The sequence below is a fragment of the Bradyrhizobium sp. 613_E4_N2_2 genome, from assembly GCF_052075995.1.
Classification (GTDB): Bacteria; Pseudomonadota; Alphaproteobacteria; order Rhizobiales; family Xanthobacteraceae; genus Bradyrhizobium; species Bradyrhizobium barranii.
In genome coordinates this window covers 2,662,478-2,674,738 of the sequence record NZ_CP197234.1, presented here as the reverse complement: position 1 = coordinate 2,674,738, position 12,261 = coordinate 2,662,478, and the positions used below count along the sequence as shown (strand labels likewise).

11 protein-coding genes are annotated in these 12,261 nt (G+C 63.5%); 10 read left to right on the top strand and 1 reads right to left on the bottom strand.

The features are described 5' to 3' along the window. Positions 1-79 precede the first annotated feature (79 nt). The 6 genes from AB7290_RS12580 to AB7290_RS12555 all read left to right on the top strand — a co-directional run bounded on the left by AB7290_RS12580 (position 80) and on the right by AB7290_RS12555 (position 6,013). Positions 80-1,744: a methanol/ethanol family PQQ-dependent dehydrogenase gene (locus tag AB7290_RS12580; RefSeq protein ID WP_071911673.1), complete on the top strand. Its 1,665-nt coding sequence runs from the start codon at positions 80-82 to the stop codon at positions 1,742-1,744. A 10-nt stretch (positions 1,745-1,754) separates the two neighbouring features. Beyond that, positions 1,755-2,111, top strand: coding sequence for a c-type cytochrome (locus AB7290_RS12575; RefSeq protein WP_085405669.1), 357 nt, complete (start codon positions 1,755-1,757; stop codon positions 2,109-2,111). After that, positions 2,108-3,037, top strand: a complete 930-nt coding sequence (locus AB7290_RS12570) for a substrate-binding periplasmic protein (RefSeq protein WP_085405667.1) — start codon at positions 2,108-2,110, stop codon at positions 3,035-3,037. Before AB7290_RS12575 ends, AB7290_RS12570 begins: the two co-directional genes overlap by 4 nt. 291 nt (positions 3,038-3,328) lie before the next feature. Continuing rightward, complete coding sequence (locus tag AB7290_RS12565) at positions 3,329-4,351, top strand: FUSC family protein (protein ID WP_441253446.1); 1,023 nt, start codon at positions 3,329-3,331, stop codon at positions 4,349-4,351. Between the two features lie 100 nt (positions 4,352-4,451). Further along, a complete protein-coding gene (locus tag AB7290_RS12560; RefSeq protein WP_085405664.1) occupies positions 4,452-5,453 on the top strand; it encodes a Bug family tripartite tricarboxylate transporter substrate binding protein in 1,002 nt (333 codons plus the stop codon). Positions 5,454-5,587: 134 nt separating this feature from the next. Beyond that, positions 5,588-6,013: a hypothetical protein gene (locus tag AB7290_RS12555; RefSeq protein ID WP_063981979.1), complete on the top strand. Its 426-nt coding sequence runs from the start codon at positions 5,588-5,590 to the stop codon at positions 6,011-6,013. 40 nt (positions 6,014-6,053) lie between these two features. Here the strand turns inward: AB7290_RS12555 and AB7290_RS12550 are convergent, their stop codons facing one another. Then, complete coding sequence (locus tag AB7290_RS12550; protein WP_014493617.1) at positions 6,054-7,022, bottom strand: helix-turn-helix domain-containing protein; 969 nt, start codon at positions 7,020-7,022, stop codon at positions 6,054-6,056. 513 nt (positions 7,023-7,535) lie between these two features. Between AB7290_RS12550 and xoxF5 the strand changes: the two genes are divergently transcribed. The 4 genes from xoxF5 to gfa all read left to right on the top strand — a co-directional run bounded on the left by xoxF5 (position 7,536) and on the right by gfa (position 11,714). Continuing rightward, a complete protein-coding gene (gene xoxF5 / locus AB7290_RS12545; protein WP_063981978.1) occupies positions 7,536-9,347 on the top strand; it encodes a lanthanide-dependent methanol dehydrogenase XoxF5 in 1,812 nt (603 codons plus the stop codon). Positions 9,348-9,428: 81 nt separating this feature from the next. Continuing rightward, positions 9,429-9,950, top strand: coding sequence for a c-type cytochrome, methanol metabolism-related (locus tag AB7290_RS12540; protein ID WP_207794581.1), 522 nt, complete (start codon positions 9,429-9,431; stop codon positions 9,948-9,950). A gap of 57 nt (positions 9,951-10,007) precedes the next feature. Further along, positions 10,008-11,117 (top strand): S-(hydroxymethyl)glutathione dehydrogenase/class III alcohol dehydrogenase, encoded by a 1,110-nt coding sequence (locus AB7290_RS12535; protein ID WP_014493614.1) that lies wholly within the window; start codon positions 10,008-10,010, stop codon positions 11,115-11,117. Between the two features lie 33 nt (positions 11,118-11,150). Continuing rightward, complete coding sequence (gene gfa / locus AB7290_RS12530; protein ID WP_063981977.1) at positions 11,151-11,714, top strand: S-(hydroxymethyl)glutathione synthase; 564 nt, start codon at positions 11,151-11,153, stop codon at positions 11,712-11,714. The last annotated feature ends 547 nt before the right edge of the window (positions 11,715-12,261 follow it).

The following is a 12,261-nucleotide window of genomic DNA, read 5'->3' as shown; positions in this document are numbered from 1 at the left end:
CTTTCGTATTGACGTGTTTTGCGTTCGGGCGGAGTGTTGGTGCCGCAGCGTCAAAAGGCGCGCATATTGGGAGGAACGGATGAAACGCTTTGCGATGGCCGCGAGCCTCGTCATGCTTGCATCGACTTGTGCGAGCGCACAGACCACCGAGCAACTGGTCAAGGGCGCGACCGATACATCGAACGTTCTCAATTACGGGATGGGCTACAATCTGCAGCGCTTCTCGACGCTGAACCAGGTCAACAAGGACACCGTCAAGAATCTCGTCCCGGTCTGGAACTACAGTTTCAACGACGATCGCAGCGAGGAATCGCAGCCGCTGGTGTACCAGGGCGTGATCTACGTGACCTCGCACAACGCCACCATGGCGGTCGACGCCAAGACCGGCAAGCAGATCTGGAAATCCAAGGTCGAGTATCCCGCCGAGACGCCGCGCATCGTCTGCTGCGGCATCATCAATCGCGGCGCCGCGCTCTATGACGGCAAGGTCTTCCGCACCACGCTCGACGCCAACGTGATCGCGCTCGATGCCAAGGACGGCAAGGAGCTGTGGCGGCAGAAGGCCGCCGACATCAAGGAAGGCTATTCGATGACGGTGGCGCCGCTGGTCGCCGACGGTGTCGTCATCACCGGCATCTCCGGCGCCGAGTTCGGCACCCGCGGCTTCATCGACGGCTGGGACCCGGCGACGGGCAAGCATCTCTGGCGTACCCATTCGATCCCCTCGCCCGACGAGCCCGGTGGCGACACCTGGAAGGGCGACACCTGGAAGCTCGGCGGCGGCTCGACCTGGATCACCGGCTCCTACGATCCCGAGCTCAACACGGTCTATTGGGGCATCGGCAATCCCGGACCGTTCAACTCGGCGGTGCGTCCCGGCGACAACCTCTACACCTGCTCCGTGCTGGCGATGGATCCCAAGACCGGCAAGATCAAGTGGCACTACCAGTTCTCGCCGAACAATCCGTTCGACTATGACTCGGTGGCCGAGATGGTCCTCGCCGACATGAATATCGAGGGCAAGCCGACCAAGGTGCTGATGGACGCCAACCGCAACGGCTTCTTCTATGTGCTCGACCGCACCAACGGAAAGCTGCTCGCGGCCAATCCTTACGTGAAGGTGAACTGGGCAACCGGCATCGACATGAAGACCGGCAAGCCGATCGAGACCGACGTCTCGAAGGACGCGCGCGACGGTAAGAAGGTCACCGTCTATCCGTCGATCCTCGGCGGCAAGAACTGGGAGCCGATGTCGTTCAATCCGCAGACCGGATTGGCCTATGCCAACACGCTCGCCTTCGGCGGCAGGTACAAGACCGAGCCCGTCACCTTCAAGCAGGGCGAATGGTATCTCGGCATGGACCTCACCGACCTCTGGGAGTGGGGTGACGGCCCGCGCGGTCATCTGAAGGCGATCGATCCCATGACCGGCAAGGCCAAGTGGGAAGCGCCAAGCGACATCCCGCGCTTCTCGGGCGTGCTGTCGACCGCAGGCGGCGTCGTGTTCTCGGGCGCACTGACAGGCGAGTTCGAGGCCTTCGATGCCGACACCGGCAAGAAGCTCTGGCAGTTCCAGACCGGCTCCGGCATCGAGGGGCAACCGGTGACCTGGCAGCAGGATGGCGTGCAGTACGTTGCCGTCACCTCCGGCTATGGCGGCGTCTACTCGCTGTTCTCCGGCGACGAGCGGCTTGCCAAGGTGCCGCCCGGCGGCTCGCTGTGGGTTTTTGCGGTCAAGCAATAACCACGGCCCGATGCTGAAGGACATCTCTCACAAGACGGTGGCGACGGTCGCCACCGTCGCGGTGCTGACGGTCGCGCTTGCGGCGACCGTTCGTGCCGCGGACGATGCAACCGGCAATCCCGTGCAGGCACAGATCGACTATGGCAAGTCGACCTATACTTCGAAATGCTCGCACTGCCACGGCCCCAACATGATGAATTCCGGCACCATCACGCCGGACCTGCGCGCCTTTCCCGACGACAAGACGCGCTTCGTCACCACGGTGAAGAACGGCAAGAACAACAAGATGCCGCCCTGGGCCGACATTTTGAGCGACGACGAGATCGGCAATCTCTGGGCCTTCGTCTCGAGCAGGAGAAAGCCATGAGACCCTGGCTCGCCGCATGGAGCGTTGCCGCGATCCTCGCGGCGGCGACCACCGCCGCGCGTGCGGCCGACGAGCCGCTGAAGGTTTGCCTCGATGAGGACCGGCCTCCGCTCTCGGTGCATCACAAGGGCAAACCGGATTCAGGCTTCGACGTACTGCTGGCGCAGGCGATCGCGGACCGGATCGGCCGGCCGCTGACAATCCAGTGGTTCGAGAGCAAGCTGGACGAGGATTCGAGCCCGCAGCTCGAGGCCAACGCCTTGCTCTCCGACGGGCGCTGCTCGCTGGTCGGCGGCTATGCGCTGACGACGGATTCCCTCGTCAAGCCCGGCATGAAGACGGCACGCTTGCCGGACTTCGCCGGGGCCACGCGCGACGACCGGCGCCGCCGCGTCGCGCTCGGCGTGCTTGTGCCCAGCCAGCCTTACGTCTATTCGCCGATGACGGTGGTACTCGGGCCGAAAGCGCAGGGCCGCAAGATCGGCGACATCGGCGATCTCGGCGGCCTTCGCCTTGCGATCGAGAGCGGCTCGCTGGGCGATGCCATTCTGATGACCTTCGACAAGGGCCGCCTGATCGACAGCATCACCCATCTCGTCCCCGGCCGCGACGATCTCCTCGGCGCGCTCCAGCGCGGCGACTATGACGCGACGCTGATCGACCTCGGCCGCTTCGATGCCCACCGCGCCGCGCATCCCGACACGACGATCACCGCGTCGGGCTATTATTATCCGATCGGCGCCAATCGCGGCTATGTCGGGCTGGCCAGCGACGGCGCACTGATCGACGCGGTCAACAAGGCGCTGACCAGCCTTGCTGCCGAAGGCAAGATCGCCGAATTCGGCAAGCAGGCCGGCCTCACCTATCTGCCGCCGCGCGAGCCTGCGGTGCTCGGCGATGTCTGGGCGAAGATCATTCAAAGGTGAGGTGGCCTCACGTGCCACCACATCACCGGTGTCATGCCCCGCGACCCGGCTACGCCAAGGCTTCGCCGGGGCTGAGGTCTAGGGGCGCCGAAGCTTTAGCGTAGGCGGCAGGCGGGGCATCCAGTACGCTGCGGCCTCTCGATTCAATCGCAAGCGCCTCTGGAATACTGGATCGCCCGGTCAAGCCGGGCGATGACAGCGAGGGTGTGGCGCGACCGTCGCTCCACACGCCAAAGTGCCGACCACATTTCCGTGGTATGCATAGTGTTTCGTTCGCCCCTTTGGTGCCCCGTGAATCCCCCCACGACACCCTCCGCCACCAACCTGCGCGATCTCCTCTCCCGCGAAGTCAAGACCGGCGAGCTCCTGCGCGCGCTGATCGTCGTCGGCCCGATGGTCGCCGCCTATTTCATCTCGCGCGAGACGGCGCTGCTGAACCTGGGGCTCGTCGCGGTCTCGCTACTCATTCCGGCGCTCAGGCAGCACTTTCCGCCAAAAGTCGTCGCGTGGCACTATCTCGCCATTCTCGTCACCTTTGCCGCGCTTTTCCTTGCAGCTCCGGTCAAGCCGCTATTCGTGGTGCTGACGGCGCTCGCCGGCTTCCTTGCGGTGGCGGGGACGCGCTACGGCGAACATTTCCGTACGCTCGGCAATTGGGTGTTCATCCCCGCCGTCTATCTCGCCTGCGAGGTGCGGGAGGGCGTGAGCGCCTCGGAAGCGATACGTCATGCCGGCGTGATCATCGCCTCCTCTCCGATCGCGCTGGCGCTCGTCTGCGCTATCCAGGTTTACGACCAGCGGCAGCGTGGCAATGCCGCGACCTCGTTCGGACCGCCCGCGACCGACTGGTTTCTGCCCGCAGCGGCAACCGCCATGGCGGTCTTTGCCGCAGCCGCCCTGGTCGAGATCTTCAACCTCGCGCAGGGGCAATGGGTGATGTGGTCGGCCGCAAGCGTCGTGGTCGGCGACCTCACAGCGTCCACCGGCAAGCGGAAGCAGCGGGCGATCGGCGCCTTCGTCGGCGTGCCGCTCGGCTTTCTCCCGGGCCTTGCCCTGTCGCAAAGCCGCGTCGGCTACGCCATCGCGATTCTGGCGGCCACCCTCACCCTGATCTCGTTCTCCCGCTACGTCGTCGGCTTCGGCCTGCGCTGCTTCTTCATTGCGCTCGCCGCATCCTTTGCCGGCGGCGCCAGCGGCATCGCCGAGGAGCGCATCGTCAACGTGCTGATCGGCGGCACGTTCGGCCTGATTGCGGTGGCCCTGACCGAGATCGTCTGGCTGCGGGTGATGCGGAAGACCCGATCGCCCGGATGACGCGCAAATGGGCACCGCGCGGCCTTGTCGAATGCGCCAATCTGTCTCGCCTGCCACCCCAGCCTGATGCAGTAGGGTCGGCAAAAATCAGGAGGGAATCATGCCCGCAAAATTCGATCGCCGCCACTTCATCACCGCCGGTACCAGCGCACTCGCGATGCCCTTCATCGCGCGCGGCGCCTCGGCGCAAGGCGCATCGCAAGGCAGTTGGCCCTCGCGGCAGATCCGCATGATTTGCAGCTATCCCGCCGGCGGACAGACCGATTTGCTCGCGCGCGCCTATGGCGAATTCATCTCCAAGCAGGTCGGTAAGACCGTCGTGGTCGAGAACAAGCCCGGCGCCTCCGGCGCGATCGGCACCGCAGAGGTCGCCCGCGCCGAGCCCGACGGCCACACCATCCTGTGCTCGATCTCGACCACCTACATCATGAACCGGGTCGTGATGAAGAATCCCGGCTACGACATGGACAAGGATCTGACGCTGGTCAGCGTCATTCCGGGCGCCGGCCTGTTGCTGGTCGCAAACCCCAAGACCGGGGTCAAGACGCTGGAGGATTTCGTCGCCTTCGCGCGCAAGAGCGGCAAGGTCAACTTCGGCACCTATAGCGCGGGCTCGGCCCCGCACATGACGATCAACGAGCTCAACAAGCAGTACGGTCTTTCCATCGAGCCGGTTCACTACCGCGGCGAAGCGCCGATGTGGACGGGGATGCTGGAAGGCACGCTCGATGCCGCAATGGGCAGCTACACGGCGGCGCAGTCCGTCCTGCAAAGCGACCGTGGCACCGTGTTCGCCGTGCATTCGAAGAAGGTCGACGCGATCCCAGCCATCAAGACCCTCCCGGAGCAGGGCGCAACGTCGAAATTCTTCACCGTGAGCGGCTTCTCCGGCTGGGCCGTGCCGAAGGCGACGCCGCAGCCGGTGGTCGACCGCCTAGCGGCGCTCTGCGTCGCCGCCAACAGCGATCCGAAGGTGAAGGAGGTTCTCGCGACCTTCGTGCTCGAGCCGGCCATCGGCTTCAAGGAGACCAATGCCCTGTATCAGCACGAGTTGCCGATCTGGATCGAGAGCGCGCGGTCGCTCGGCCTCGAGCCGGCCTGAACCTTCCGCGGCGCACGGGGCTGTCCCATCGGAGCCCGGCATCCGACCAAAGCCTAGTGTCGGAAGCGCATTTTCCCGCTATGATTGTGCGCCGGTGCCGGCCCCCTCACCGGCGGACAAGAAAGGCCGATCGCATGACACCGGATGGCGTCGCCGTTGCCGTCATGATCACTCTGCTCTTTCCGATGGGCTACTTCACGCTGGCCTCGCCCGCCTTCCTGCTGGTGAAGCTCGATATCCAGCCCGTCGCCCAGCTATTGCGTGGGATGTTCAACGCCCATTTTCTGGTGATGCGCGTCGCCGGCGTGATCGGGGCGCTGGCTTTCCTGCTCGACGGTCGCCTGGTCGCCGCGATGGGCGTCGGCCTGCTCGCGGCCCTGGCGATCTGGGGACGCCGCTGGTTCATGCAACGGATCGACGACCAGCTCCGCGCGAGGGACGCAGGTGATGCTGAGGCCCCGCACCGGCTGCGCCGGCTGCATTGGAGCGGCATGCTGGGCAACGCGGTGCTGCTGGTCGCTCTCGTGACCAGCATTCCCTACGTCGCCATATCGGCCTGAGAGATATCGCCGCGCGGCCTGCGTCGGCTGCGGCGCTCGCCTAATGCTCGCCCGAGGCCGCGGCGCCCTGCTGGGCCTTGTGGATCGAGGACGGCACCACGCCAAAATATTTCCGGAACACGCGGCTGAAATGCGATGAGCTGGAGAAGCCCCAGGAGAAGGCGACATCGGTGATGGTCTTGCCGCCGTGCGCCTCGAGCTCCTGGCGACAATTCTGCAAGCGCGCCTGCCAGATGTAGTCGCTCACCGTGGTGCCGCGCTCGGAGAACAGCATGTGCAGATAGCGCTTGGAGCAGCCGAGCTCGGCGGAGATCTGGTCGATGCACAGATCCGGATCGCGCAGGTGCTCGCGGATGAAGAATTGTGCGCGCACGTACATTGCCTCGGGCCCGACGCGATCGAACATCGTGTCCGCTTCGCGCAACGGCAACAGCAAGAGGTCGATCAGCGAATCGGCGACACCGACCGCGCTGTTCGCCGACAGCTTGGCCGCCTCGTCGAAGGTGGCATGGACGAAATCATGGGCGATCCTCCCCGTCCCGGTCTTCGCCGACAATTTGCAGGCCGGCATCCGCTGCGACGGGAATCCACGGTCGCGCAGCAAGGCCTTCGGCACGATCACCACGTCGTGGCGGGTGAAGGCGGGGCTGATGATGGAATGCGGACACGAGACGTCATAGGCGATGATGTCGCCCGGGTTCAGCTCGATGTGGCGGCCTTCCTGCTCGAAATAGGACACGCCGTAGGTCTGGAAGTGGATCTTGATGTACGGGTGTTCGTTGGCCTTGGCGCGCGCCAGCGTGTGCGCGATGCGATGCTGGCTGACCTCGATCTGGCAGAGCTTCAGGCGCGAGACGCTCGTGTAGTCGATGCGGCCCTCGAGCGAGGACGCCTCGAGCGGATCGACGTCGAAATGCCCACACAGGCTTGTCAGCCCGTCGATCCAGCTCTGGATCTGCCGCTTCGGCGTCAGGCCGGTCGTCGAGAGCGTGTGAATGGTGTCGGACATCAATCCAGCCGCTGGTTTCATCTGCAGATTCGACGCGAATCGCAACCAGCGCTGCTGGAGCCCTCAGCCATGATTGCGTGACGTTTACCTCGAATTTGAGCGGTCTCTTGCAACGAGCGCGATCGTTCCATTGCCACCCTTGACGGTTAATCCTCCGCCTTAGTTGCAGCGCCGTCAAGGGGAACCTGAGCGCCGAAGGCGCCGCGAAGGCGCGCGGAAGCCGCTGAATTCGCTACTGCAAAATCAAAAACTTTGCGTCCGTGCGCTGTCAAGCAAACCGGCTTCCCTCTTGGGCAAGTTTCCCGATGACGAAGTCGTTAGGGATTGCGGCAGGAACAACAAAAACGGGCCTCTCCTGCACGTGGACCCGTAGCTCTCATCCGGAGGAGGAAACAGCACAGCATCGTTTCTGGTCCCAAACGTGACCGCCCTGCACGAGCAGACGCCGGACGAGAAGCCCGGTGATTAAGCAATGCTTCGGAAACAATAAACGAGACCAACGGAGGAATGACTATGCGCAAGGTGCTAATGGCGACCTATCTTGGCTCCGCGGCGATGCTCGCCGTCGGCAGCGCGTCAGCCAATGACGAGCTGATCAAGATGTCGCAGAATCCCAAAGACTGGGTCATGCCGGCGGGCGACTACGCCAATACCCGCTATTCCAAGCTGAACCAGATCAACGCACAAAACGTAGGCAAGCTCCAGGTCGCCTGGACCTTCTCCACCGGCGTGCTGCGCGGCCACGAAGGCGGCCCGCTGATCATCGGCAACGTGATGTACGTCCATACACCGTTCCCGAACAAGGTCTATGCTCTTGACCTTTCCAACGAGAACAAGATCATCTGGAAGTACGAGCCGAAGCAGGATCCGAACGTCATCCCGGTGATGTGCTGCGACACGGTCAACCGCGGCCTGTCTTACGGCGACGGCAAGATCATCCTGCATCAGGCTGACACCACACTGGTTGCGCTCGACGCCAAGACCGGCCAGGTCGCCTGGTCTGTGAAGAACGGCGATCCCACTAAGGGCGAGACCGGAACCTCTGCGGCGCTCGTCGTCAAGGACAAGGTCCTGGTTGGCATTTCCGGTGGCGAGTTTGGCGTCCAGGCTCACATGACGGCTTACGATCTCAAAACGGGCAAGTTGGCTTGGCGCGGTTACTCGGGAGGGCCTGATGATCAAATCCTGGTCGATGCCGAGAAGACCACCGCTCTCGGCAAGCCGGTCGGCAAGGACTCCAGCCTCAAGACCTGGCAGGGCGATCAGTGGAAGATTGGCGGCGGCGCCACCTGGGGCTGGATCTCCTTTGATCCTGAGCTGAACCTGATCTATTACGGATCAGGCAATCCCTCGACCTGGAACCCGAAGCAACGTCCAGGCGACAACAAATGGTCGATGACGATCTGGGCCCGCAATGCCGACACCGGCGTGGCCAAGTGGGTCTACCAGATGACGCCGCACGATGAGTGGGATTATGACGGCGTCAACGAAATGATCCTCTCGGATCAGTCGATCAACGGCCAACCGCGCAAGCTGCTGACCCATTTCGACCGCAACGGCCTCGCCTACACGATGGATCGTGTCACCGGCGAACTGCTGGTCGCCGAGAAATACGACCCGAAGGTGAACTGGACCTCCGGCGTCGACATGGACAAGAACTCACCGACCTATGGCCGCCCGAAGGTTCTCGACGCGGCCTCGACTGAAAAGGGCGGCGAGGATCACAACACCAAGGGCATCTGCCCGGCCGCGCTCGGTACCAAGGACGAGCAGCCGGCAGCCTACTCGCCGGACACGCAGCTGTTCTACGTTCCGACCAACCACGTCTGCATGGACTACGAGCCGTTCAAGGTGAGCTACACCGCGGGCCAGCCCTATGTGGGTGCGACGCTCTCGATGTATCCGCCGCAGGGTGAAACCCATATGGGTAATTTCATCGCCTGGGACGGCAAGACCGGCAAGATCGTCTGGTCGAACAAGGAGCAGTTCTCGGTCTGGTCGGGTGCGCTCGCAACCGCCGGCGGCGTGGTGTTCTACGGCACGCTCGAAGGCTACCTGAAGGCGGTCGACGCCAAGACCGGTAAGGAGCTCTACAAGTTCAAGACTCCCTCCGGCATCATCGGCAACGTCACCACCTATGAAAACGGCGGCAAGCAGTATGTCGCAGTGCTCTCCGGCGTGGGCGGCTGGGCCGGCATCGGTCTGGCAGCTGGTCTGACCGATCCGACCGCCGGTCTCGGCGCAGTCGGTGGCTACGCGGCTCTCAGCAACTACACGGCACTCGGCGGTACGCTGACCGTGTTCTCGCTGCCAGCGGCGAACTAGCCTCACCTTCGTGTCGCTCCGGCGCGTGGATCAACTCCACGCGCCGGCTCGTCTCCACCGAACGCCTTCGAGGATCATCTCTTGCGTAAAATCTGCTTTGTCATCGCTGCGACCATCTTCGTGACCTCGGGGGGAATTGCCGTTGCGGACGGTCCGGGCGACCCGACTGCCGTCAAGAAGGAAGACGACGGAAAGTGGCTCGATAAGGAAGGAAACCCGACCTACAAGATTTCGGCCGACGGCACCGTGGACTGGTTCACCTATTCCGGATATCGCCGCTATCACTCCGACTGCCACGTCTGCCATGGCCCCGACGGCATGGGATCCACCTACGCACCGGCGTTGAAGGATTCGGTCAAGACCATGAGCTACGGCGACTTCCTCGGCGTCGTCGCCTCCGGTCGCAAGAACATCTCGACCGCGCAGGAGAACGTCATGCCTGCCTTCGGCGACAACCCGAACGTCGCCTGCTACATGGACGATCTCTACGTCTATCTGCGCGCCCGCTCCGACGAGGCGTGGGGCCGTCAACGTCCCTCCAAGAAGGATGAGAAGAACGAGACCTACACCAAGGCGGAAGACGCCTGCATGGGCAAGAAATGAAGGTTACCAGGACCGATACCACCTCGTGGCGTCCTGCGAGAATTTGAGGAGTTTACGATGAAGACACGTGCCGCCGTTGCTTTCGAAGCCAAGAAACCACTCGAGATCGTCGAAGTCGATCTGGAAGGACCGAAGGCCGGCGAAGTCCTGGTCGAGATCAAGGCGACGGGCATCTGCCATACCGACGCCTACACGCTCGACGGCTTCGACAGCGAAGGAATCTTCCCGTCGATCCTGGGTCATGAGGGCGCCGGTATCATCCGCGAGATCGGACCGGGCGTGACCTCGGTGAAACCGGGCGACCACGTCATCCCGCTCTACACGCCGGAGTGCCGGCAGTGCAAAAGCTGCCTGAGCCAGAAGACCAATCTCTGCACCGCGATTCGCGCGACGCAGGGCAAGGGCGTGATGCCTGATGGCACCAGCCGCTTCTCCTACAAGGGCAAGCCGGTCTACCACTACATGGGCTGCTCGACCTTCTCGAACTTCACGGTGCTGCCGGAGATCGCGGTCGCGAAAATCCGCGAGGACGCGCCGTTCGACAAGAGCTGCTACATCGGCTGCGGCGTCACCACCGGCGTCGGCGCCGTCGTCAACACCGCGAAGGTCACGCCGGGCTCCAACGTGGTCGTGTTCGGCCTCGGCGGCATCGGCCTCAACGTGATCCAGGGCGCCAAGATGGCCGGCGCCGACAAGATCATCGGCGTCGACATCAACGACTCCAAGGAGGATTGGGGCCGCCGGTTCGGCATGACCGAGTTCGTCAACCCCAAGAAGATCACTGGCGACATCGTCGCGCATCTGGTCAACCTGACCGACGGTGGTGCCGACTACACCTTCGATTGCACCGGCAACACCACCGTGATGCGCCAGGCGCTGGAAGCCTGCCATCGCGGCTGGGGCACCTCGATCATCATCGGCGTTGCCGAATCCGGCAAGGAGATCGCCACCCGCCCGTTCCAGCTCGTCACCGGGCGCAACTGGCGCGGCACGGCCTTCGGCGGCGCGCGCGGCCGCACCGACGTGCCCAAGATCGTCGACTGGTACATGAACGGAAAGATCCAGATCGATCCGATGATCACCCACGTGCTCAAGCTCGAGGAGATCAACAAGGGTTTTGACCTCATGCATGAGGGCAAATCCATCCGTTCAGTCGTCGTGTTCTAGCTCGAAAGCGTCACACCCAAGGAGGATCGACCCATGACTGTTGCACTCCATCCCTCGATCGATAACGGCGTCAAACAGGGCAGCGGCAGCTTTGCCGGCGGCACACTGGTCTGCAAATGCACGGACCACCCGGTCAAGGTCGCCGTGAAGGGCGACGTCGCCCATAACCACGCCTGCGGCTGCACCAAGTGCTGGAAGCCGCAAGGCGCGAACTTCTCGGTGGTCGCCGTGGTGCCGCGCCAGAACGTCAGCGTGACCGAGAACGGCGACAAGCTCCAGATCGTCGATCCCTCGGCGGTGATCCAGCGGCACGCCTGCAAGGCTTGCGGCACGCACATGTACGGCCGCATCGAGAACAAGGGCCACCCGTTCTACGGCCTCGACTTCATCCATCCCGAGCTGTTCCAGGAGCAGGGCTCGCAGGCGCCGCAATTCGCCGCCTTCGTCTCCTCCGTGATCGAATCCGGCGTGAAGCCGGAACAGATGGCAGGCATCCGCTCGCGGCTGAAGGAAATCGGGCTCGAGCCCTATGACTGCCTGTCGCCGGCGCTGATGGACGCGATCGCGACCCACGTGGCGAAAGCCAAGGCCGCCTAAACAAGGCTGCCTGACAAGGCCGCCTGAACAAGGCCGTCAGACCTTCGCCGTGCCCGTCCGCTCGCTGGCCCAGACCATCGCCAGCGAGCCGGACGGTCCGGCCCTCGACCAAATCGCTGCGATGCCGCCGCATCGCACGAGGCAGACGCGAGCGCCATGAGCTCCTCAGATGAGCTCCTCAGTCCTGGTCTCTGAATGACTGCGCAGTGCCGCCCACTTCCCCCTCGAAGTCCGCGCCGCTGCGTTCTCCCTCCCTCGACTGAGGCATCCTGCTTCGTCCGCGCAGTCTCTGCCGGACGAAGCTTTTTTCGTCGTGCACATTTCGCAGGCGCAGGGGCGTGATGCCGCGCCCTGCTTTTGACAAACCTTCGTTGCAACTTTTCCCTTCAACAACACCCGGCTGTGAACGCCGGGCCGGCGCGGTCTCTGCTACGATCGCGTCGTCACGATGCCGCGCGAATTCAATCAATCAAGAATAAGACGGGAGGTATCGAGCACATCCGGACATCACGATTCGCATTCCTGCTTGCTGCCGGGATCTGCCCGC